The following is a 22,732-nucleotide window of genomic DNA, read 5'->3' as shown; positions in this document are numbered from 1 at the left end:
GTACGCGCCGGTATCATCGACAGCAGACATCGACCGTAATCAGCGTGGGAGGGCTCGTGACGCAGGCCATTCAGCTAGGCGCCGTCCTCGGCGGGCGCTACAAGGTGACCACCCAGGTGGTGGCCACCGCCGCCCAGGACCAGGTCCTGGAGGGGCGGGATCAGGTGCTGGGGCGCCGGGTCTCGATCCTCGTGGCGAGCGCGGCGCACAGCGACCTGCTCATCGAGCACGCGCGCGAGGTCGCCGCGGGCCCGCGGGCCGGCAACCTCCAGATCCTGGACCTGGGGCAGTCCGAGGACGTCACCTACCTGATCACCTCCCACGCCCCCGCCAACGAGCTCCTGGACCTCCTGCTCACCGAGGACTTCGAGCCCGAGGACCCCGAGGGTCTCGGCACCGAGATCTTCGGCTCCAGCACGGCGGCCACCGACGCCGACTACGAGCAGCTCGGCACCGACACCTCGCCCCAGAGCGCGGTCTCGGGGCGCTCGGGGGACACCGGGCCCATGCCGGCGGTCCAGGAGTGGTCCGAGGCGGACTACGAGGCCTTCGGCGAGGAGCCGCCCGCGCAGCGCCAGCCCCGTGCGGGCTCGAGCGACGGGACCCTCTTCGACCGAGCGGCGTCGGACGCCTCCGGCGGGACCGCGGGCGTGGCGGGCGCGGCCGGCGCGGCGTCAGCCTTCCAGGGGCTGGACGCGGGCTACGACGGCGACAACCGCTACGAGCCCGAGGAGGAGGACTTCATCCCGGGCGTCCAGTACGAGGACGAGGAGGAGCGGCCCCGGCGGCGACGCGCGGGCGGCGGCCTGTGGATCACCGCGGTCGTGGTGGTGGTCCTGCTGGTCGGCCTCGCGATCTTCGGCTTCACGCGCCTCGGCTCCCTCGTGGCCGGGTTCGCGGATCCCTCCCCCAGCGGCACGGTCAGCTCCGCGCCGGAGGGGCCGACGTCGTCGCCCTCCGCCAGCGCCTCGCCCTCGCCCACCGGCGGCGCGGGCTCCCCGGAGATCTCCGGGATCAGCCGCGTGGTGCCCGGCAACGTCGGCTTCATGGGGGACCAGGACGGCACGCTGGGACTGGCGACCGACGGCGACCCCTCGACCTCCTGGAGCAGCTACGGATTCTCCTCGGCCTCCTTCGGCAACCTGGTGCCCGGCGTCGGCCTGGCGGTCGAGCTGCAGCAGCCCAGCGAGGTCTCGAGCGTCACGGTGGGCCAGGACGGCGGGACGGGCGGCCAGTTCACCGTGTACACGAGCGACTCCCCCAGCATCGAGGGCGCGACGGAGGCGGGCACCGGGACCCTCGACGGACCCTCAACCACCGTGGACCTGTCCGATCAGGCCAGCTCCGAGGACGCCTCCTACGTCATCGTCTACTTCACCCAGGCGGCCCAGCTCAGCGAGCCGATCGCCGGCTACTCCTACGGGCTGCGCATCAACGACATCTCCGTGGAGTGACGCCGGGGGCGGCCCGGGGTTCCGGGGCCGTTCCGATCCCGGCTCGCCTCGGCGGGCCCGCCCTCCGGTTCCGGTTGTGGCCCTCCCGGCCCGCATCCGCTTCCAGTTGCGTCCCTCTCGGACGCGTCGTCCACGGCCTCTGACCGTGAGGCGATCCCTCGACCGTCCGGTGATCCTCTGGGAGGGTTCTCCACCGCAGGGAGTCGTGCGGGCGCGCTCCGGGCGCGCCCGGGGCGTACCGGAATATAATGCCCCGCGAACCGGTTCTCACCCATAGAAACCTCCGCGCCGCCCCCAGGGTCGGCGTGCCTCCTCGGCCGGCGACGGCCACGACCGAAAGGTGACCCTTGACCGACAGCGTGTTCTCCGCGGCCTCCGCCCCGCTCATCAATCTGCAGCAGAGCGAGCCCGCGCCGCGAGCCGAGCAGGAGGGCGACGCGACCGTCCACGACGTCGTGATCGTCGGCTCGGGCCCCGCCGGGTACACGGCCGCCGTGTACACGGCCCGCGCCAACCTCAAGCCCGTGGTCTTCGCCAGTTCCGTGGCGGCGGGTGGCGACCTGATGACCACGACCGAGGTGGAGAACTACCCGGGCTTCATCGAGGGCATCCAGGGCCCCGAGCTCATGGCCAACATGCAGCAGCAGGCCGAGCGCTTCGGCGCCGACGTCCGCTACGAGGACGTGGCCCAGGTCGACCTCTCCGGCGAGGTCAAGAAGATCGTGCTCGACGACGGTTCGGTCACCCTGGCCAAGTCCGTCATCCTCTCCACCGGCTCCGAGTACCGCAAGCTCGGACTCGAGGACGAGAAGAGGCTGTCCGGGCACGGTGTCAGCTGGTGCGCAACCTGCGACGGTTTCTTCTTTAAGGAGAAGCCCATCGCCGTCGTGGGCGGCGGCGACTCGGCCCTCGAGGAGGCCCTCTTCCTGACCAACTTCGCCTCCTCCGTCACCGTGATCCACCGGCGGGACACCCTCCGCGCCTCGGAGATCATGCAGGAGCGGGCCCTCAACCACCCCAAGATCACCTTCGTCTGGGATTCCGCGGTCGTGGGCATCGAGGGCGAGCAGAAGACGGAGGCCCTCCAGATCGAGAACCTGCGCTCGGGGGTGACCCAGCGCCTGGAGGTCGAGGGGCTGTTCGTGGCCATCGGCTCCGACCCCCGGACCGACCTCGTCCGGGAGCAGCTGGAGCTGACCCCCGACGGTACGATCGCCGTCCACGGGCGGTCCTCCAAGACGGCGCTGCCCGGAGTCTTCGCAGCGGGCGACGTCGTGGACCCCACCTACCGACAGGCCATCACGGCCGCCGGTTCCGGCTGCGTCGCCGCCATCGACGCGCAGCACTACCTCGAGTCCCTCTGACCCTCCGGCCGTCCGGGCCCTCAGACCCTCTCATCCCCAGACGCTCAGGAAAGGAAAACACCATGAGCAACGCCAAAGCCGTCACCGACGCGTCCTTCGAAGAGGACGTCCTGAAGAGCGACCGCCCGGTCATCGTCGACTTCTGGGCCGAGTGGTGCGGTCCGTGCCGCATGGTCGGCCCGATCCTCGACCAGATCGCCGAGGAGCACGCCGAGTCGGTCGACGTCGTGAAGCTGAACGTCGACGAGAACGGTGAGACCGCCGCCAAGTACGGAATCACCTCGATCCCGGCCATCTACGTCTTCAAGGACGGGGAGGTCGCCAAGACCTCTGTGGGAGCGAAGCCCAAGGCGGCACTCGAGAAGGAGTTCGCCGACTTCCTCGGCTGACACCTCCTCTCGTCGAGTCCCACGAGAAAGGCCCGCCCCGTTTCACGTGAAACGGGGCGGGCCTTTTCGTGGTCCCGGGAGATCAGTCCCGCTCGATCTTCGGGTCGAGGACGGAGATGATGCGGTTCAGATCGTCCACCGAGGCGAACTCGATCGTCATCCTACCCTTCCGGGCCCCGAGATTGATCTTGACGCTGGTGTCCAGCTTGTCGGCGAACGCGTCCGCAATGTAGTCGAGGCGCTCATGATGACGATTGGAGGGGGTTGCCTTACGCTCCTTGGGCTTTTTCTCCCCCTCGCCAGCCTGCGCGATCTCTTCGACCGCTCGCACCGATAGGCCTTCCGCCACGATGCGCTGCGCCAAGCGCTCGATGGCGGCCGGGTCCTCGAGCACCAGGAGCGCACGAGCGTGTCCCGCGGAGAGAATGCCCGCAGCCACCCGGCGCTGCACCAGCGCGGGCAGTCGCAGGAGTCGGATGGTGTTGCTGATCTGCGGGCGCGAACGACCGATGCGCCGCGCGAGTTCCTCCTGGGTGGTGCCGAACTCGTGGAGTAGCTGCTGATATGCGGCGGCCTCCTCCAGCGGATTCAGCTGACTGCGGTGCAGGTTCTCCAGCAGCGCATCGCGCAGCAGATCGACGTCCTGAGTGTCCCGGACGATGGCGGGGATGGTTGCGATCTCCGCCCGCTGGGATGCCCGCCAGCGTCGCTCGCCCATGACGAGCTCGTAGGGCGCATCCCCCTCTTCGCGGCTGCGTCGAACGACGATCGGCTGAAGCACCCCGATCTCGCGGATGGAGTGAACCAGCTCCTCCATCTCGTCCTCGTCGAAGTCCTGCCGCGGCTGCTTGCGGTTAGGGTGGATGTCATGCACCCCGATCTCGCCGAAGTGCGCGCCGGGAACCGAGACGAGGTTCTCGGAACCGTTGTCAGACACCGACTGATCTGCGCTCGTTTCACGTGAAACATCGCCGCCGACGGACGCCGACGTGGTCGACGCCGGATCCGCGGCTGAGGCAGTCGTTCCTCTGGATACGGGAAGTTCGCTCTGCATCGAGGAAGCTGAAGAGGAATCGGCTTCGACGGCCTCGACATCCGCAGGGCTCGCCGGTTCGCTCGGCTGGAAGAAGAAGTCCACGGGGCGTCGTCCTGTCCCGCTCTTGCGCAGGGCGGCCCCCATATCCGCTCGCTTCGTCGCAGCTGCTGAGCTCTTGGACGCTGAGGTGGAGCTGGTCACTTCGTCACGCGATTTCGATGACTTGGACGACGAAGGACGGTTTCTAGGGGTTGCTTTGATAGCTTTCTGCTTTGATGAGGCAGCTGGGTCATTGGCCGCGGTGGCGTCAATGGAGGAGTCGTTGAGTTCGCGCTTCCCCTCTGCGGGCGAACCGGAGGCGTCTTTGGTCGAGGTCTGAGGCGTGCGCCGTGAGCCCGAACTCTTAGCCGATGTCGTCTTTCCACGCTTCGAGGGGGTGGCCGCTGGGGTCTCCTCTGTTTCACGTGAAACGTCAGTGCCAGCATCCGCGTCGAAGAGGCTGTCGGTCCCACCCGCCACTGCAGTCTGAGATTCCTCGAGCTCGGGTGATGATGGAATGAGCGCACCAAGTCCACGCCCCAGTCCTCTACGACGTTCCGCCACAATTGCTCCTACGCTAGACAGTCGATCCGTGTCTTCAGTCTAGTGGGTGCGGCGAGAAGAACCTGCCTCATGCACGTTGTGACGCTTCTCCGGAGAATGCCATCGAAGTGCAAGGCGACCGAAAGCATGCCCGCCCCCACCTGGGAGGGAGAGTCAAGTGGCCGTTTCACGTGAAACGGCTCAATTGTCGACCCATTGCTACTGGTGACGATGAATGCGATGCGGTGCTCGGAACACTTCCCGAGCACTCGTCCACCGCTCCGCCTCCACCCGACCTCCATCGCGTTTCACGTGAAACATGACGAGAAATCGACGACTTCACGCTTCCGCGCACAGTAGCGAGAGGGGCTCAGATCTCGTCGCACCCCTCGGAGACGAACGTCTGCGGCCGCGGCTGATGAAGACCCCTCGCACGTCTCGAGTCCTCGCTGGAGCGCCCCCACGGGCTCCTACGGGGGCCTCAGTCAGGAGGCGAGCGTGCGGCTCCGCTGTGCGATCTCCACGGCCGCCTCCAGGTAGGCCAGGGCACCGCTTGAGTGGGGGTCGTAGCTCAGCACGGTCTGCTGGTAGCTGGGCGCCTCGGAGATGCGGACCGAACGTGGAATGAGCGCTTCCAGCACCTCCTCCGGGAAGTGCTGACGTACCTCGTCCGCCACCTGAGAGGCGAGATTGGTCCGTCCGTCGTACATCGTGAGCAGAATGGTGCTCACGTGGAGAGTTGAGTTGAGGTGCTTCTTGACCATCTCGATGTTGTTCAGAAGCTGGCTCAGCCCCTCGAGAGCGTAGTACTCGCTCTGGATGGGGATGAGCACTTCCCTGGCCGCCACGAAGGCGTTGATGGTCAGCAGGCCCAGGGACGGAGGGCAGTCGATGAAGACGTAGTCGAGCCGGGGAAGCCCCTCGCGCTCTCGGTACTCCGTGTACTCCTGGAGCGCCCGATTCAGGCGCTGCTCACGAGCCACCTGGGACACGAGCTCGATCTCCGCTCCGGCCAGGTCGATGTTCGCCGGTACGCATGAGAGACGGGAGATATCGGGGCACGCCTTGACGATCTCCGCCATCGACGTCCCCTCGATGAGGATGTCGTAGGTCGACGGTACGTCCAGGCCGTGATCGATGTTGAGGGCCGTCGATGCGTTCCCCTGGGGATCGATGTCGATGACCAGCGTCTCCAACCCCCGCTCGGCCATCGCGGCCGCGAGGTTCACGGCCGTGCTCGTCTTGCCGACGCCGCCCTTCTGATTGCTGATCGTGAAGATGCGCGTCTCCTCGGGAGCAGCCACATTCTGTTGGGCCAGCCTCTTCCACCGCTTCTTCTCGTTCATCAGCTCTCTCATCACAGGTGTTTCGACCATGCCGGAGGACGTCTCCAGCACGGGGGTCATCAGTTCCAATGTTTCACGTGAAACACGGGTGCATGCATCCGGGACAACTTTCCCGGGTTGATCAATGGGATTTGGGGGCAGGCCGACGTCCAGAACACGTCTCATGGCATTTTCCGATCCATCGCTCTCCGGTGAGTGAAGTGCATTCTTCTCCCCCAGACTACCCGGTGGGGTCGGCCGAACTCGGACGTCTTGGACCGGAGAACAGGGCGATCTTCCAACCCCGAAGAGGCGTCCCGGACGGGAAGGCCACCGCGCCCGGACCCCGCGGGGTGATGGTCGCCCATCGCCCTCCCCCCACAGGCCGCGCATCGCGCCGCGCGGCCCACCCGCCGTCGCGCGCGGAACGCCGCACGCGATCCCCCTGCGGGCACCGGTCCCCGAGCACAGAGCCCCCCGCGCCCGCACCGCCCGGGCCGGACGAGGCAGATCGGGCGGCACCAGGGAGAACCACGCCAGCGTCAGAGGACGACGCGGACCACCGTCGTCGGCTCCTCCAGCAGCTCCTGCCCGGCCTGGAGGATCGCGGCCTCGCGGACCCCGTACCGGTCGAGCTTCTTCTGGGCCTTCTGGATCTCCTCCTCGGCCGTCCGCCCCTTGAGGGCGAGCAGCTGGCCCGTGCCACGGAGTAGCGGGAGGGTGATGTCCACCAGACCCACCAGGGCGGAGACGGCCCGGGCGGTCACGACGTCGACGTCGATCTGCCCCACGGCCTGCTCCCCGCGCGAGCGCAGGATCCCCACGTTGTCCAAGCCGAGGTCCTCGATGACCTCGTCCAGCCAGATGACGCGCCGCTCGAGGGGCTCGATCAGGGTGATGTCCAGGTCGGGCCGGGCGATCGCCAGGCACAGGCCCGGAAGCCCCGCGCCTGAGCCCACGTCCGCGAGCCGTGCCCCCTGCGGGATGAGCTCCTGCACGACGGCGCAGTTCAGCACGTGCCGGGTCCACAGACGAGGCACCTCGCGGGGCCCGATGAGACCGCGCTCGATGCCGCTGGTGGCCAGGTGCTCCACGTAGCGTCGAGCGAGGTCCAGGCGGTCGCCGAAGACCTCCTCGGCGGCCCGCAGCTCGCCGTCTGAGAGCTCGGGGGCCGCCGGGGCGGCATCGTGCCCGTCCACGCCGGGGGAGGCGGCGACGTCGGCGTCTGCGGCCTGCCGTGCATCCGCACCCGCGCGGTGCTCCCGGGCGCTCATGCGTCGGCTCCGGAACGGTCCTCGACGGGGGCCTGGTACGGCGAGACGACGATGTGCCGACGCGAGCCCTCCCCCTCGGAGGCCGAGTGCATCCCGTGCTCGGCGACGATGTCGTGCACCATCTTCCGCTCGTAGGACCCGAGGGGCTTCAGGTGGTAGGGCTCCCCGGTGGTTCGGACCGACTCCAGCGCCTTCTCGGCGAGCACCTTCAGCTCACCCTCCCGCTGCTCGCGGTGCCCCGCGACGTCCAGGATCAGGCGCGAGCGGTGGCCCGTCGCCGCCAGGACGGCGAGCCGCACGAGCTCCTGCAGCGCGTCGAGGACCTCGCCGTGGCGGCCGACCAGCAGGGACAGCTCCTCCTCGGCGTCGCCCTCGGCCACGACCGAGAGGTAGGTGCGGTTCTGGCGGATCTCGATGTCGATGTCGCCGTCCAGGTCGGCGATGTCGAGCAGCTCCTCGAGGTAGTCGGCCGCGATCTCGCTCTCGTCCTCCTCGGCAGGGGCGGATTCCCCGGCGGACCCGGCCGGCGTCGGCTCCGAGGACGACGCCGCGGCGGCCTCGGACCCGGAAGCGGCTCCGTCCGCGGCCCGCTCGTCCGACGACTGCCCGTCAGCGGACTGCCCGTCCGCCGCCGGCTGCTCGCTCGCCACGGGCTGCTCGCTCGCGGCCGGCTCGTCCGCGGCCGGCCGCCCATTCGCGGCCGACTCGTCCGCCACCGGCCGCTCGTCCGCGGCGCGCGAGGCGGGGGCGCCCGACGCCGCGTCCTCGCGCTCGAAGGCCTCGCCGCTCATCGTCTCGTGTTCTTCTGGCATGGGTGCTCTCCTCGTGCCCGCGCCGGCTGCGCGGTGGGTCCGACCGGGGATCGTAGCGAACCGGCCGGTCATCTCCCTCGATGACCGGCCGCCTCCGACTAGCGCTTCTTCTTCTTGTTGCGCTGCCTGCTCACGGGCTGCTGGCGCTGGCCGCCGCGGGCCTTCTCCCGCTGGACCTCCAGCTCGGCCTCGTGCTCCTCCTTGCTCTTGCCGCGAGGGGGCAGGCCCTTGGCCGCCCGACGCTCGTTGAGCTCCCTCTCCGCGTCGGATCCCGGGGTCGGGTTGTTGCGGATGACCCACCACTGCTGGCCCATCGTCCAGAAGTTGGAGATGGTCCAGTAGACGAGGACGCCGAGGGGGAAGTTGATGCCGCCGACCGCGAAGATCACGGGGAAGATGTAGACCAGCATCTGCTGCTGGCGGTACATCGGCGACTGCTTGGCCTGCTCGCTCATGTTCTTGGCCATGAGCTGCTTCTGGGTGAAGAACTGCGTGCCGGACATCAGGACGATCATGATGATCGCCATCGCGATGGTCGCGGCGTGGTTGCCGTCGCCCGGGCGCAGCAGGGTCGAGAACAGCGGGGCGCCGAGCACGTAGGCGTCGTTGAACTGGTGGATCATCTGCGGCGTCAGCAGCAGGATGCCCTCGTCGTTCGCGGCCGCGCTGGGGACGCCGTTGAGCACGTGGAAGAGGCCGAAGAAGATCGGCATCTGGACGATGATCGGCAGGCACGAGGAGAATGGGTTGGCGCCGGTCCTCTTGTACAGGGCCATCTGCTCCTGCGCCTGGGCCTGGCGGGAGAGCTGGTCCTTCTTGCCCTTGTACTTGGCCTGGATCTTGGCCATCTCCGGCTGCAGCTCCTGCATGCCGCGCATGGACTTGATCTGCTTGACGAACAGCGGGATGGTCAGCGTCCTCATGACCAGGGTCAGGCCGATGATGGCCAGCACCCAGGTCCACCCGGAGGTGGGATCCATGCCCACCGCCTCGAAGAGGTTGTGGAAGACCCAGAGGACCGCGGAGACGATCCATTTGAAGGGCCACAAGATGATGTCGAGGAAGTTCATGCGAAAATCGGCTCCTAGCCCCTGAGGCTCACGGGGCGTGTTCTGAATCCGCGAGCGGCGGATGGTTCAACAGCAAAATTCTGGGTTCGGAGTGCGGCTCGAAACGGCGCGAGCCGGGCGGCACCGGATCGACCCCGCCCGTGGCCCACGGGTGGCACTTCAACAATCGTCTCACGGTCAGGGCCAGGCCCCTCACGGCCCCGTGGGTGGTGAAGGCCTCCAGCGCGTAGGCGGAGCAGGTGGGGAAGTGGCGGCACACGTCCCCGTAGAGCGGGGAGACCAGGCGGCGGTAGAGCCGCAGGAAGGCGATGGCCAGGTTCTGCGGCAGCGTCCACACGGCCAGGCCCGGAGTGAGGGGATGCACGTACTCGGTCGGCGCCCCGTCGAGGGGGTCGCCGTGCGAGGGGGCCGCGGCCGCTGCGGGGCCGTGGAGGGGGCCGGCGTCGTGGGTCATCGGCCCTCCGCCCTGGCTCGCGCCTTGCGCAGCGCGGTCCTGAGGGCTCCGCGGTACTCCTCGCGGAGGTCCTGCCAGCCGGCGTCGGAGGCCGGGGGAAGGGCGCGGACCACGAGGTCGAGTCCCGTGGGGGACTCGGCCAGGGTCACGGCGGCCAGCTCCCGCAGGCGCCGCTTGACCCTGTTGCGCACGACGGCGTTGCCCACCGCCTTGGAGACGATGAAGCCGCCGAGGCTGGGGGAGGATTCGTCCGTCAGGTGCGCATATAGAACTAAGTTCCGGCGCCCGCTGCGGGCGCCGGAACGTGTAGTTTCAGAGAATTGGACCGAGGTCCGCATCCGGTGCTGCTGTGCCAGCACGTGACGGCTCCTTCAGGCGTCGACCGGGATCGCCGATCCCCGGTGCGAGCGCTGTGTCAGGCGCCGTGCGAGGAGTCGATCAGTCCCAGGCAGGGATGCTGCGTCAGGCCGAGACCGTGGCGCGGCCCTTGGACCGGCGGTGCGCCAGGATGGCGCGGCCGGCGCGGGTGCGCATACGAAGACGGAAGCCGTGCTTCTTGGCACGACGGCGGTTATTCGGCTGAAAAGTCCGCTTGCTCACTGGTTACTCCAAGACGATTGGTTCGGGCGCAACCCTTGGCCTAAGACCTCAGAGGAATCTTGCAGGTTGACGCGTTGCCTTACGACATCCATCCGGCGAGGCCCGGCCTGAGCCGGTTCCGCATCCTGCTCGGCTCAGGAACATCTCCTGGCGCAGGGCGCACTTCGCCGAATAAACGACTCATCAACTCTAAGAGAGTCCGGATCGCCGGGTCAAGTCGCAATCCGCCCCGGGACGGAAATCGGACGGGCGCCACACTCCCGCACCCCGGCCAGGTCCACCGCCCCCGGGTGCCAGCGGAAGAGATCGAGGGGCGCCGAGACCCACCGCACACCCCGATCGGCTCGTCAACAACCTGTGGGGATGACGCAACCCCCATCTGTGGATAATTTTAACGACATTTATGCCGACCGCACCCCCGGGATGCCGGGGAACTACAGTCCTGTGATTACAGGAACCCGCGAGATCTAGGGGCAGAGCGCCCCGTTCATGGCCTAAGCTGAACGGGTGCCCCCGTAGTTATCCACAAGGGGCGATCCTGTGCACAACCATGTGGACAGGATGGGTACAGCCCGTGGAAACCACCGCCGCGGCGCCGTCGTCGGCCGTGGTGGGCCGCCATCGCCGACACCGCATCCGACAGCGAGGAGAACCGTGAGCGTTCAGGGGAACGAAGAGATCCAGTCCCGATGGGACGCGTGCATCACGGACCTGCACGCCAACGAGAACGTCTCGCGCCGCAACAAGGCCTTCCTCCGCATGGCCCAGCCCCAGGGCCTGTTCGGCAACACCCTGATCATCGCCGTCCCCAACGACCTGACCCGCGACGTCTTCCAGCGGGACATCACGGGGGCGTTCAAGGACGCCCTCTCGCGGTTCTTCTCCTCGGACACGATCGAGGCGTTCGTGATCGACCCGGACATGACCGCCCCCAGCGCGCCTCCCCGGACGCAGCCGGCCGGTGCGACGTCGTCGCCCGAGGCGGCGGCCCCGGCACCCGCGACGGCCCCGCGGGTTCCCACCGGCGCCCGCTCCGAGCCGCACTCGTACCCGAGCCCGGCACCCGCCGCCCCTCAGCGCGCCGCGGAGCCCGAGGCCCACGACTCCGGCCTCCCCCCGATCGACGAGCTCGAGGCCGAGAGGGGCTACGCGACCTCCGCGCCGTCGGCCCTGCACGTGCCGTCCGACCAGGAGTTCTCGGTCGTCGCCGACCGCACCGCGCCCGAGGTGCGCCTGCCCGCCCCCCGCACGACGCCGCCCCCGGCCGCCCGAGATATTCCGGAAACGGCATCCTCCCGGACCGGCGGCGAGGCCGAGTGGGAGAGCACCGCCCGCCTCAACAACAGCTACGTCTTCGACACCTTCGTCATCGGCCAGTCCAACCGCTTCGCCCACGCCGCGGCGTTCGCCGTCTCGGAGTCCCCGGCGAAGGCATATAACCCGCTGTTCATCTACGGCGACTCCGGCCTGGGGAAGACGCACCTGCTGCACGCGATCGGCCACTACACCAAGCGGATGTACCCGGAGATGCGCGTGCGGTACGTGAACTCGGAGGAGTTCACCAACGATTTCATCAACTCCATCCGCGACGACGAGGGTTCGAGCTTCAAGCAGATCTACCGCAACGTGGACCTGCTGCTGATCGACGACATCCAGTTCCTGGCGGGCAAGGAGCACACGCAGGAGGAGTTCTTCCACACCTTCAACGCGCTGCACAACCACGAGAAGCAGGTGGTCATCACCTCCGACCTGCCGCCCAAGCAGCTGACGGGCTTCGCCGAGCGGATGCGCTCCCGCTTCGAGTGGGGCCTGATCACCGATGTGCAGCCGCCCGAGCTGGAGACGCGCATCGCGATCCTGCGGAAGAAGGCCCAGAGCGAGAACCTGGATGCGCCGAGCGACGTCATGGAGTACATCGCCACGCACATCACCACCAACATCCGCGAGCTCGAGGGGGCCCTGACCCGCGTCACGGCCTACGCCTCCCTGAACAAGCAGCGCATGGACCTGCCGCTCGCGGAGCTGGTGCTCAAGGACCTCATCACGGAGGAGGGGATCTCCGAGATCACCGCCTCGACGATCCTGGGGCAGACCGCCGGCTACTTCGAGGTGACCCTCGAGGAGCTGCGGAGCAAGTCGCGCAACCGGACGCTGGTCACCGCGCGCCAGATCGCCATGTACCTGCTGCGGGAGCTGACCGACATGTCGCTGCCGAAGATCGGGCAGGAGCTCGGCGGGCGCGACCACACCACCGTGATGCACGCGGACCGGAAGATCCGGAAGCTCATGGCCGAGCGGCGCAACATCTTCAACCAGGTCACCGAGCTCACCAACCGGATCAAGCAGCAGCACCGGGACGGCTGAGCCGACGACGTCGCACGGCGCCGCGTTCCGGGGGAGGGCACAGCGTCGTACGGCCGGGGGAGACGACACCCCCCCACCCGGGACGACGCAGACCGGAGGAGACGGCGTCCTACAAGGCAAGATGCAGGCCGGATCGAGGCTCGGGGAGCCCCTCTCCCCAGGCTTCAGCGGCCGCCGTAACGCCGATTCACGGGGGTGTGGACCCACCTGTGGAGCCGCCGGGGATAACCAGGGGTCCGCGGTGGACGAATCGACGTCATCTGTGAATTACAGGAAATCAGCGGATCGCGGCTCCACACGCCGCCCACCGAAGCGGCGTCGTTAAATCACAATCTGTCTACAGGCCAAAGTGCGCGCCGGCAGGGCAAACGTGGGTTATCCACAGTATCCACACGGGTTATTAACACTCCTGTCCTTTAAAGAGATCATTCCGAATAACTATTCATCTCGTCCGCCGAGCCTGCCGGCAGGGTCCCTGAGGCCCGCTGCGCGGCCCCGGGAGGACGGGACACCTGTAATTACAGAAGATCGATGACGAGGAGCGCTCCGGTAAGCTGACACCAGATCCGAAGCACTCGCCCCCAGACCCGCAGAGAGGGACTTCGCAGACGTGAAATTCTCAGTTGACCGAGACGTGCTCGCCGAGGCCGTCACCTGGACCGCCCGCTCCCTCTCGCCCCGCCCGCCCGTACCGGTCCTCTCCGGGCTGCTCATCAAGGCGGAGAACAACGAGGTCTCCATCGCGAGCTTCGACTACGAGACCTCGGCCAAGCTGAAGATCGCCGCCGAGGTCTTCGAGGACGGGGAGACCCTGGTCTCCGGCCGCCTCCTCGCGGACATCTGCCGCTCGCTGCCCTCGGCGCCGGTGGACTTCCAGACCCACGACTCGAAGGTCTACCTCAGCTGCGGCCCCGCCAAGTTCAACCTCGCGGCGATGCCGGTCTCCGACTACCCGGAGCTGCCCGGTCTGCCCGAGGTCTCGGGCACGGCCGACGGCGCGGCCTTCGCCCAGGCCGTCTCGCAGGTCATCATCGCCGCCAGCAAGGACGACACCCTGCCGATCCTGACCGGCGTCCGCGTCGAGATCGAGGGCCCCACCATGACCCTGCTGGCCACGGACCGCTACCGGCTCGCGATGCGCGAGCTGAGCTGGGACCCGGCCGACCCGCAGATCTCCACCGCGGCCCTCATCAAGGCCAAGACCCTGAACGAGGTCGCCAAGACCCTCGGCAACGCGGGGCAGCTGAAGATCGCCCTCTCGGACGCCCACGAGCTCGTCGGCTTCGAGTCCGGCGGCCGCCGGACCACGAGCCTGCTGGTCGACGGCGACTACCCGAAGATCCGCTCGCTCTTCCCCGAGCAGACGCCGATCCACGCCGTCGTGCGCACCTCCGAGCTGGTCGAGGCCGTGCGCCGCGTCTCGCTCGTGGCCGAGCGGAACACCCCGGTCCGCCTCGCCTTCTCGCAGGGCCAGCTGGCGCTCGACGCCGGCACGGGCGAGGACGCCCAGGCCAACGAGGTCCTCGGCGCCCAGCTCACCGGCGACGACATCACGGTCGCCTTCAACCCGGTCTACCTCAGCGAGGGGCTGCACGCCTTCGGCAGCGACTACGTGCGGTTCTCCTTCACGACGCCGCCCAAGCCCGCGGTGCTCTCCGCCCAGCAGGAGCCCGACGGCGACGAGAACCGGGAGTACCGCTACCTGCTGATGCCCGTGCGCCTCCCGCAGCAGTAGGGGCCGCGGTTGTACGTCGATCACCTCTCGCTCATGGGGTTCAGGACCTACGGGTTCCTGGACCTCGGGCTCGCCCCGGGGCTGACGGTCCTGGTGGGTCCCAACGGCGTGGGCAAGACCAACATCGTCGAGGCCATCGACTACTGCGCCAACCTGTCCTCGCACCGGGTCAGCAACGACGCGCCGCTGGTCAAGGTCGGCAACGACCGCGCCTACATCCGGACCCGGGTGGTGCGGGCGCACCAGCAGACCACGATGGAGCTCGAGGTCACCCCCGGCAAGGCCAACCGCGTCCGGATCAACCGGGCCGCACCGGTGCGGGTCCGGGAGGCCCTCGGGATCTGCCAGACGGTGCTGTTCTCGCCGGAGGACCTCGCGCTCGTCAAGGGCGAGCCGGCCGCGCGGCGCCGCTTCCTGGACGACCTCGCGGTCTCCCTGCGTCCCGTGGTGGCCGGGTACCGCGCCGACTACGAGCGCGTGCTGCGCCAGCGCAACGCCCTGCTGAAGTCCATGCGCCGCACCCGGCGCGCCGGCGAGGACGAGCGCGCGACCCTCGAGGTCTGGAACGGCCAGCTCGTGAACCTCGGCGCCCGCCTCCTGCAGGCCCGGTTCCAGGTGCTGGCCGAGCTGCTGCCGGAGGCGGACCGCGCCTACGGCCAGCTGACCGACGGCGGCAAGGAGCTCGGCTTCGTCTACGAGTCGAGCACGCTGGGCCGGCGCGAGGCCTCGGACATGTCGGCGCTCGCGGCCCTCACCCTTCCGGAGCTCTCGGACATGCTGACCAGCGCGATCGAGGAGCGCGCCGAGGACGAGCTGGACCGGGGCATGAGCCTCGTCGGCCCCCACCGCGACGAGCTGGCCCTGATGCTCGGCGGGATCCCGGCGCGCGGCTACGCCTCCCAAGGGGAGACCTGGTCCTACGCGCTCGCCCTGCGGCTGGGCTCCTGGTACGTCCACCGGGCCGACGCCGGGGACGTGCCCGGGGCCTCCCCGATCCTGATCCTCGACGACGTCTTCGCCGAGCTCGACGCCGTCCGCCGCGCCCGCCTCGCGCGGATCGTGACCGACGCCGAGCAGGTGCTGGTGACCTGCGCCGTCGAGGAGGACCTGCCGGACGAGCTCGACGTCGTCCGCCGGGTCGTGCGCGTCAGGCCGGGGGAGGCCGTGGCGGTCGAGGAGAGGACCGGCGCCCGGGATGGGTGAGGGGCCCGAGGACCCGCGCCGGCTCCCCGACGCGGAGGGCGGCCGGTCCGGTCCGGGCGGGCACGGCGGCGTCGGGCCGGCTGCCGAGACGCCCGCCGAGCGGCAGCGGCGCCGGGAGCTGGAGCACGACGAGGTGGATGCGCCGGCCTCGCTGCTCCAGCGCCTGCGCAGCGCGGCGGTGGCGCGCGGTGAGGGGCGGCTGACCGGCAACGCGGCCAAGAAGGTCATCCGCGAGTTCGGCGAGGTCGTCTCCGCCGAGCCGGGCCAGGCCAAGAAGAACCGGTGGCGCGAGGAGGGCTGGGACCCTCGGATCCTGGGCGGTTACAGCGGCCCGGGCAAGTCCTCGAGGGATCCCCAGGGCCTGGGGTCGGTCATGGGCCACATGATCGCCTCGCGCGGGTGGAAGGAACCGGTCGCGGTGGGCAGCGTGCTCGCCCGGTGGGGCGACCTCGTCGGCCCCGCGCTCGCGGCGCACACCTCCCCGGAGCACTTCGAGAACTCCGAGGTCACGATCCGCTGCGACTCGACCAACTACGCGACCGTGCTGCGCACCATGATCCCGCAGCTGATGCAGACCTTCGAGCGCGAGCTGGGGCACGGGATCGTCACCAAGATCAGCGTCCTGGGACCGTCGGTGCCCTCGTGGAAGAAGGGCCGCCGGGTCGCGCCCGGGGGCCGGGGTCCGCGGGACACCTACGGCTGAGGGGCGCGGCGCGGCCCGTCCGGCGGGGCGGCGTCGGGCTTCGGCCGGAGCGTCCAGAATCCGCTCTCTGGTGCTCGGCCCTCGTTTGGGGTGCACCCACACGGCGGGGGGTCGGGAGGCCCTGAAGGGCCTCGACAGACCTGTGAGCGCCACATCGACCTCGTTCGAACGCTCACAGAGAGCCCGCTGTGACCCTTTTAACGCCCCGCGTCCGGTAGAATGAGGGGAGGTCAAACATCGCGTTCTCCTCTCCCTGCGGCTCGCGGCCCGTCCGCCGAGCGCGTCAGGGGAGTGCGCCCACTCGGACCGGGGTCCACGGACGTCCGGAAGCAAGGAGCTGAAACCTCAAAGTGGCAGCGGAAGAGAAGCACGAATACGGCGCGAGCGACATCACCGTCCTCGAGGGGCTCGAGGCGGTCCGCAAGCGCCCCGGCATGTACATCGGGTCCACCGGTGAGCGCGGCCTGCACCACCTCGTCTACGAAGTTGTCGACAACTCGGTCGACGAGGCCCTGGCCGGATACTGCGACCACATCGAGATCACCATCCAGGCCGACGGCGGCCTCAAGGTGGTGGACAACGGCCGCGGCATCCCCGTGGACCTGCACCCCACCGAGAACAAGCCCACCGTCGAGGTGGTCATGACCGTGCTGCACGCCGGCGGCAAGTTCGGCGGCGGCGGGTACGCGGTCTCCGGCGGCCTGCACGGCGTCGGCATCTCCGTGGTCAACGCGCTGTCCACCCGCGTGGACACCACCGTGCGCCGCCAGGGCCACGAGTGGAGCATCTCCTTCCGCGACGGCGGCGTCACCGACCGTGAGCTGTCCCAGGGCCGCGAGACCTCGGTGACCGGCACGACCCAGGTCTTCTATCCGGACCCCTCGATCTTCGAGACGACCGACTTCGACTACGAGACCCTGCGCGCCCGGTTCCAGCAGATGGCCTTCCTCAACAAGGGCCTGCGGATCACGCTGACCGACGAGCGCACCTCGGTGGACTTCGAGGACGAGGTGACCGAGGAGCGGAAGAAGCCCAAGGAGTTCAGCCTCAACCACGAGTCGACCACCGCGGAGGGCTTCCGCTCGGTCGTCTACCAGTACGACCACGGCCTGCTGGACTACGTGAAGTTCCTCAACTCCAGCCTCAAGACCACGGTCATCCACGAGGACGTCATCGCCTTCGAGACCGAGGACACCGAGCGCATGCTCTCGCTCGAGCTCGCGATGCAGTGGACCGAGTCCTACCGCGAGTCGGTGCACACCTACGCCAACACCATCAACACCCACGAGGGCGGCACCCACGAGGAGGGTTTCCGCACGGCCCTGACCTCGCTGGTCAACCGCTACGCCCGGGACAACAAGCTCCTGCGCGAGAAGGACGAGAACCTCACCGGCGACGACGTCCGCGAGGGCCTGACCGCCGTCATCTCGGTGAAGATCTCCGAGCCGCAGTTCGAGGGCCAGACCAAGACCAAGCTCGGCAACTCGGAGGTCAAGACCTTCGTCCAGCGCGAGGTCTGGGACCAGCTGGGGGACTGGCTGGAGCGCAACCCCAACGAGGCCAAGGCGATCGTGCGCCGCTCGATCACCGCGGCCCAGGCGCGCATGGCGGCCCGCAAGGCCCGCGAGACCACCCGCCGCAAGGGCCTCCTGGAGTCCGGCGGCATGCCGGGCAAGCTCAAGGACTGCTCGTCCAAGAACCCCGAGATCTCCGAGATCTACCTCGTGGAGGGCGACTCCGCGGGCGGCTCGGCGGTCCAGGGCCGGGATCCGGAACGCCAGGCGATCCTGCCCCTGCGCGGCAAGATCCTCAACGTCGAGCGCGCCCGCCTGGACCGGGCGCTGTCCAACGCCGAGGTCCAGTCGATGATCACGGCCTTCGGCGCCGGGATCGGCGACGAGTTCCGGATCGAGAAGGCGCGGTACCACAAGATCGTGCTCATGGCCGACGCCGACGTCGACGGCCAGCACATCACCACGCTGCTGCTGACGCTGCTGTTCCGCTTCATGCGGCCGCTGATCGAGGCCGGCTACGTCTACCTCGCCCAGCCCCCGCTGTACCGGATCAAGTGGTCCAACGCCTCGCACGACTACGTCTACTCCGACGCCGAGCGCGACCAGGTCGTGGCCCGCGGGCTGGCCAACAACCAGCGCCTGCCCAAGGACAACGGCATCCAGCGCTACAAGGGCCTCGGCGAGATGGACTACACCGAGCTGTGGGACACCACCATGGACCCCGACCACCGCACGCTGCTGCAGGTGACCATGGACGACGCCGCCGCGGCCGACCAGGTCTTCTCGGTGCTCATGGGCGAGGACGTCGAGTCCCGCCGCGAGTTCATCCAGCGCAACGCGAAGGACATCCGCTTCCTCGACATCTGAGGGACCAGTTCATATTCCGGGATGTGAATATTCCCGATGAGGCACCCTCGGGCGCCGCACGATTATCAGCAGGACGGGACAGGCAGACAGCATGAGTGACGACAACGGCTCGACCAACGAACCCCGGGACGGACAGCCCCTCGAGGGCGAGGTCCTCGGCGGCGACCTCGAGGGCACCCCCGTGATGACCGACCGCGTGGAGCACGTGGACCTCCAGACGGAGATGCAGCGCTCCTACCTCGACTACGCGATGGCCGTGATCGTCGGCCGCGCGCTCCCCGACGTGCGCGACGGCCTGAAGCCGGTCCACCGCCGCGTCATCTACGCGATGCACGACGGCGGCTACCGCCCGGACCGCTCGTTCAACAAGTGCGCCCGCGTCGTCGGCGAGGTCATGGGCCAGTACCACCCGCACGGCGACTCCGCGATCTACGACACCCTCGTACGCCTCATCCAGAACTGGATCATGCGCTACCCGCTCGCGCTGGGCCAGGGCAACTTCGGCTCCCCGGGCAACGACGGCGCCGCGGCCCCGCGGTACACCGAGTGCAAGATGGCGCCGCTGGCCATGGAGATGGTCCGGGACATCCACGAGGACACCGTGGACTTCCAGGACAACTACGACGGCAAGAACCAGGAGCCCACCGTGCTCCCCGCGCGGTTCCCCAACCTGCTGGTCAACGGCTCCTCGGGCATCGCGGTGGGCATGGCCACCAACATCCCGCCGCACAACCTGCGCGAGGTCGCCGAGGGCGTCCAGTGGTACCTGGAGAACCACGAGGCCAGCAACGAGGAGCTGCTCAACGCGCTGATCGCGCGGATCAAGGGCCCCGACTTCCCCACGGGCGCGCAGATCCTCGGCCACAAGGGCATCGAGGAGGCGTACCGGACCGGCCGCGGCTCGATCACGATGCGGGCCGTCGTCGACGTCGAGGAGATCCAGGGCCGCACCTGCCTGGTGGTCACCGAGCTGCCCTACCAGGCCAACCCGGACAACCTGGCCATCAAGATCGCGGACCTGATCAAGGACGGCCGGATCACCGGCATCGCGGACATCCGCGATGAGACCTCGGGCCGCACCGGCCAGCGCCTGGTGATCGTGCTCAAGCGCGACGCCGTGGCCAAGGTCGTGCTCAACAACCTGTACAAGCACACCCAGCTGCAGGACAACTTCTCCGCCAACATGCTGGCGATCGTGGACGGCGTGCCGCGCACGCTCTCGCTCGACGCCTTCGTGCGCCACTGGGTGACGCACCAGATGGAGGTCATCGTCCGGCGCACGCGCTTCCGGCTGCGCCAGGCGGAGGAGGAGGCCCACATCCTGCGCGGCCTGCTCAAGGCCCTGGACGCCCTGGACGAGGTCATCCAGCTGATCCGCGCCTCCCCGACCGCCGACGAGGCCCGCACCGGGCTCATGGGGTTCCTCGAGATCGACGAGGCCCAGGCCCAGGCGATCCTCAACATGCAGCTGCGCCGCCTGGCCGCCCTGGAGCGCCAGAAGATCCAGGACCGGCACGACGAGCTCATGCGCCAGATCGAGGAGTACAAGGCGATCATCGCCTCCGAGGAGCGCCAGCGCCAGATCATCTCGGAGGAGCTGCGGGAGCTGGTGCACCGCTTCGGCGACGACCGCCGCACCCAGATCCTCATGGGCTACGACGGCGACATGTCGATCGAGGACCTGATCCCCGAGGAGGACATGGTCGTCACGATCACGCGCGGCGGCTACGTCAAGCGCACCCGGATCGACCAGTACCGCTCGCAGCACCGCGGCGGCAAGGGGATCCGTGGGGCGCAGCTGCGCGGGGACGACGTCGTCGAGCACCTGGTGGTGACCACGACCCACAACTGGATCCTGTTCTTCACCAACTTCGGGCGGGTGTACCGGACCAAGGCCTACGAGCTGATCGAGGCCGGCCGCGACGCCAAGGGGCAGCACGTGGCCAACCTGCTGGCCTTCCAGCCCGACGAGACCATCGCCCGGGTCATGGCGCTGCGGACCTACGAGGACGCCCCGTACCTGGTGCTGGCCACCAAGCACGGCCTGGTCAAGAAGTCGCGCCTGAGCGACTACGACACCAACCGCACCGCCGGCGTCATCGCCGTGAACCTGCGCGACGACGACGAGCTGATCTCGGCGCAGCTGGCCTCCTCCGACGACGACCTGCTGCTCATCTCCCGCAAGGGCATGTCCCTGCGCTTCACGGCGAGCGACGACGCGCTGCGCCCGATGGGCCGCGCGACGTCGGGCGTCACGGGCATGAAGTTCCGCGACGGCGACGAGCTGCTGGCCGCGAGCGTGGTCCACGACGACTCGTACGTCTTCGTGGTCACCGAGGGCGGTTACGCCAAGCGGACCAAGGTCGACGAGTACCGCGTGCAGGGCCGCGGCGGGCTGGGCATCAAGGTCGCCAAGCTGGTCGAGGACCGCGGCGAGCTGGTGGGTGGCCTGATCGTGGGCGCCGACGACGAGGTCCTCGTCGTCATGCAGTCCGGCAAGGTGGCCCGCTCCAACGTCGCGGAGGTCCCGGCCAAGGGGCGTGACACGATGGGCGTCATCTTCGTGAAGCCCGCCAAGAACGACCGCATCCTCTCGATCGCCCGGAACCAGGACAAGGGCGTCGACGAGGGGCAGCCGGTCGCGGAGGGCGGCGCGGTGGAGGTCATCAATCCGGACGATGAAGTACCGTTGGGTCACGAGACTGAACGAATCGATGCACCGGAGGAGTCCGGCACGCCAGCACACGGAGGTAACGCGTGAGCAGCAACACACCGAATTCCTCGGCGGGTCAGGCCTCCGCGGCCGGCGTCGAGGGATCCGCGTCGGCGGGCAGGGCGTCCGCCTCGGGGTCCCAGGGCGCCGGTGCGGCGGGAACGTCCGCCGGCGGGTCCGGCCGGGGACCTTCTGGGTCCGGCAAGGCTCCTGCGGGGGCGGGGAAGTCCACCGGCGGGTCGGGCAAGGGGTCCGCGCCGCGCAAGGCGACCGGGGGCCGGCCCCTCGTGCGCCCGGCGCCCCGTTCCAAGGTGCGCCGCGCGCACCTGACGATCGCTCGGGTCGACCTCTGGTCGATCGCCAAGCTGGTCTTCCTGCTCTCGGTGGCCGTGGGCATCGTGACCGTGGTGGCCACCGTGATCCTGTGGCTGGTCTTCGAGGTCACGGGGGTGTTCAACGGCATCAACGAGGTGCTGTCGATGCTCTCGAGCCAGGGCAGCGGCATCGAGATCACTGACTACCTCTCGCTGGGTCAGGTAGCCGTGTACGCGACCATCCTCTCGGTGCTGAACGTGGTGCTCATGACCCTGCTGGGGATCATCTCCGCGTTCCTCTACAACGTCGCGGCCAAGCTGGTCGGCGGCATCGGGGTCACACTGACCGACGACTGAGCGGCCGGCCGGCCTCCGGTCGGATTCGGTCGGAACGGATCGGATCCGGCCGGGGGCAGCGGGTCGCGGGACGACGCCGTGGGGCGTGCGATCCGCGGCCCGCCACCGTGCGGGTGTGCGACGTCGTCCGGGCGCGCCGTCCGGGCGCGGCGCCGCACGTCCTGTGCCGCACCTCACGGAATCCCCGGTTTGGCTCTCCCGAGAGCATCGTGTAGAGTCTAGTCTCGGTCCAAGGCCACGAGGGCGTATAGCTCAGACGGTTAGAGCGCTTCGCTGATAACGAAGAGGTCCCAGGTTCAATTCCTGGTACGCCCACCGATTCCCTCAAGGAGGACCCGATGAAGAAAGCACTCGCCATCATCATCGCGGGAGCCCTCGCCTTCTCGGCGGCCAGGCGGCTGAGGGACGTCCGGGAGAACCGGTCCACGTGGGAGGCCTCCACGGACCGGGTCGACTGACCCACGGGGGCGTGGCGCAATTGGTAGCGCATCTGCTTTGCAAGCAGAGGGTTAGGGGTTCGAGTCCCCTCGCCTCCACCATTGTGACGAAGAAGCGACTCGGCATCTGCCGGGTCGCTTTTTCGTGGTTTCAGAGGATCCATG

Annotated in this window: 18 protein-coding genes and 2 tRNA genes; 12 read left to right on the top strand and 8 right to left on the bottom strand. The window is 68.7% G+C overall.

The window, feature by feature from the left end; all coding sequences use genetic code 11:
• Positions 1-56: 56 nt before the first annotated feature.
• From NBM05_RS05725 to trxA, 3 genes are all read left to right on the top strand, one after another.
• On the top strand, positions 57-1,454 hold the full coding sequence (locus NBM05_RS05725; RefSeq protein ID WP_254165772.1) for a hypothetical protein: 1,398 nt from the start codon (positions 57-59) through the stop codon (positions 1,452-1,454).
• A gap of 347 nt (positions 1,455-1,801) precedes the next feature.
• Complete coding sequence (gene trxB / locus NBM05_RS05720; protein ID WP_373689300.1) at positions 1,802-2,818, top strand: thioredoxin-disulfide reductase; 1,017 nt, start codon at positions 1,802-1,804, stop codon at positions 2,816-2,818.
• Between the two features lie 62 nt (positions 2,819-2,880).
• Positions 2,881-3,207, top strand: coding sequence for a thioredoxin (gene trxA, locus NBM05_RS05715; RefSeq protein WP_254165771.1), 327 nt, complete (start codon positions 2,881-2,883; stop codon positions 3,205-3,207).
• Positions 3,208-3,289: 82 nt separating this feature from the next.
• Here the strand turns inward: trxA and NBM05_RS05710 are convergent, their stop codons facing one another.
• The 8 genes from NBM05_RS05710 to rpmH form a co-directional block, all read right to left on the bottom strand.
• The gene (locus NBM05_RS05710) at positions 3,290-4,849 is read right to left on the bottom strand and encodes a ParB/RepB/Spo0J family partition protein (RefSeq protein ID WP_444965569.1); all 1,560 of its coding nucleotides are present in this window, start codon (positions 4,847-4,849) and stop codon (positions 3,290-3,292) included.
• Positions 4,850-5,310: 461 nt separating this feature from the next.
• Positions 5,311-6,231 carry a ParA family protein gene (locus NBM05_RS05705; protein ID WP_254165770.1) on the bottom strand — a complete coding sequence of 307 codons (921 nt, stop codon included), beginning with the start codon at positions 6,229-6,231 and terminating at the stop codon, positions 5,311-5,313.
• Positions 6,232-6,692: 461 nt separating this feature from the next.
• Entirely contained in the window at positions 6,693-7,424 is a 732-nt protein-coding gene (gene rsmG / locus NBM05_RS05700; protein WP_254165769.1) for a 16S rRNA (guanine(527)-N(7))-methyltransferase RsmG, read from the bottom strand.
• Positions 7,421-8,074 (bottom strand): Jag family protein, encoded by a 654-nt coding sequence (locus tag NBM05_RS05695; protein WP_254165821.1) that lies wholly within the window; start codon positions 8,072-8,074, stop codon positions 7,421-7,423. The genes rsmG and NBM05_RS05695 overlap by 4 nt, the downstream gene beginning before the upstream one ends.
• A gap of 260 nt (positions 8,075-8,334) precedes the next feature.
• Positions 8,335-9,306 carry a membrane protein insertase YidC gene (yidC, locus tag NBM05_RS05690; RefSeq protein WP_254165767.1) on the bottom strand — a complete coding sequence of 324 codons (972 nt, stop codon included), beginning with the start codon at positions 9,304-9,306 and terminating at the stop codon, positions 8,335-8,337.
• A 28-nt stretch (positions 9,307-9,334) separates the two neighbouring features.
• Entirely contained in the window at positions 9,335-9,760 is a 426-nt protein-coding gene (yidD, locus tag NBM05_RS05685; RefSeq protein ID WP_254165766.1) for a membrane protein insertion efficiency factor YidD, read from the bottom strand.
• Positions 9,757-10,119, bottom strand: coding sequence for a ribonuclease P protein component (gene rnpA / locus NBM05_RS05680; RefSeq protein ID WP_254165765.1), 363 nt, complete (start codon positions 10,117-10,119; stop codon positions 9,757-9,759). Before rnpA ends, yidD begins: the two co-directional genes overlap by 4 nt.
• Positions 10,120-10,222: 103 nt before the next feature.
• On the bottom strand, positions 10,223-10,360 hold the full coding sequence (rpmH, locus tag NBM05_RS05675) for a 50S ribosomal protein L34 (protein ID WP_254165764.1): 138 nt from the start codon (positions 10,358-10,360) through the stop codon (positions 10,223-10,225).
• Between the two features lie 654 nt (positions 10,361-11,014).
• On the opposite strand from rpmH, the gene dnaA reads away from it, so the two are divergent.
• The 9 genes from dnaA to NBM05_RS05630 all read left to right on the top strand — a co-directional run bounded on the left by dnaA (position 11,015) and on the right by NBM05_RS05630 (position 22,669).
• Positions 11,015-12,724 (top strand): chromosomal replication initiator protein DnaA, encoded by a 1,710-nt coding sequence (gene dnaA / locus NBM05_RS05670; RefSeq protein WP_254165763.1) that lies wholly within the window; start codon positions 11,015-11,017, stop codon positions 12,722-12,724.
• A 610-nt stretch (positions 12,725-13,334) separates the two neighbouring features.
• Positions 13,335-14,459: a DNA polymerase III subunit beta gene (gene dnaN, locus NBM05_RS05665; protein WP_254165762.1), complete on the top strand. Its 1,125-nt coding sequence runs from the start codon at positions 13,335-13,337 to the stop codon at positions 14,457-14,459.
• Between the two features lie 9 nt (positions 14,460-14,468).
• Entirely contained in the window at positions 14,469-15,662 is a 1,194-nt protein-coding gene (gene recF / locus NBM05_RS05660) for a DNA replication/repair protein RecF (RefSeq protein ID WP_254165761.1), read from the top strand.
• Positions 15,655-16,365 (top strand): DciA family protein, encoded by a 711-nt coding sequence (locus tag NBM05_RS05655; protein WP_254165759.1) that lies wholly within the window; start codon positions 15,655-15,657, stop codon positions 16,363-16,365. Before recF ends, NBM05_RS05655 begins: the two co-directional genes overlap by 8 nt.
• A gap of 350 nt (positions 16,366-16,715) precedes the next feature.
• The gene (gyrB, locus tag NBM05_RS05650) at positions 16,716-18,746 is read left to right on the top strand and encodes a DNA topoisomerase (ATP-hydrolyzing) subunit B (RefSeq protein ID WP_254165758.1); all 2,031 of its coding nucleotides are present in this window, start codon (positions 16,716-16,718) and stop codon (positions 18,744-18,746) included.
• 91 nt (positions 18,747-18,837) lie between these two features.
• On the top strand, positions 18,838-21,507 hold the full coding sequence (gene gyrA, locus NBM05_RS05645) for a DNA gyrase subunit A (protein WP_373689298.1): 2,670 nt from the start codon (positions 18,838-18,840) through the stop codon (positions 21,505-21,507).
• A complete protein-coding gene (locus NBM05_RS15615; protein WP_254165757.1) occupies positions 21,504-22,130 on the top strand; it encodes a DUF3566 domain-containing protein in 627 nt (208 codons plus the stop codon). Before gyrA ends, NBM05_RS15615 begins: the two co-directional genes overlap by 4 nt.
• Positions 22,131-22,371: 241 nt before the next feature.
• Positions 22,372-22,445 (top strand) — tRNA-Ile (locus NBM05_RS05635).
• A 148-nt stretch (positions 22,446-22,593) separates the two neighbouring features.
• A tRNA-Ala gene (locus NBM05_RS05630) sits at positions 22,594-22,669 on the top strand.
• The last annotated feature ends 63 nt before the right edge of the window (positions 22,670-22,732 follow it).

It is taken from the genome of Rothia santali, assembly GCF_024199905.1.
Taxonomy (GTDB): Bacteria; Actinomycetota; Actinomycetes; order Actinomycetales; family Micrococcaceae; genus Rothia; species Rothia santali.
Note: the sequence above shows the minus strand (reverse complement) of the source record. Positions and strands in the feature narration are given on the sequence as shown.

Coding starts and splice junctions, on each gene's coding strand:
- trxA (WP_254165771.1), top strand. CDS start 2,881: ATGAGCAACGCCAAAGCCGTCACCGACGCGTCCTTCGAAGAGGACGTC.
- NBM05_RS05705 (WP_254165770.1), bottom strand. CDS start 6,231: ATGACCCCCGTGCTGGAGACGTCCTCCGGCATGGTCGAAACACCTGTG.
- rsmG (WP_254165769.1), bottom strand. CDS start 7,424: ATGAGCGCCCGGGAGCACCGCGCGGGTGCGGATGCACGGCAGGCCGCA.
- yidC (WP_254165767.1), bottom strand. CDS start 9,306: ATGAACTTCCTCGACATCATCTTGTGGCCCTTCAAATGGATCGTCTCC.
- yidD (WP_254165766.1), bottom strand. CDS start 9,760: ATGACCCACGACGCCGGCCCCCTCCACGGCCCCGCAGCGGCCGCGGCC.
- NBM05_RS05655 (WP_254165759.1), top strand. CDS start 15,655: ATGGGTGAGGGGCCCGAGGACCCGCGCCGGCTCCCCGACGCGGAGGGC.
- gyrA (WP_373689298.1), top strand. CDS start 18,838: ATGAGTGACGACAACGGCTCGACCAACGAACCCCGGGACGGACAGCCC.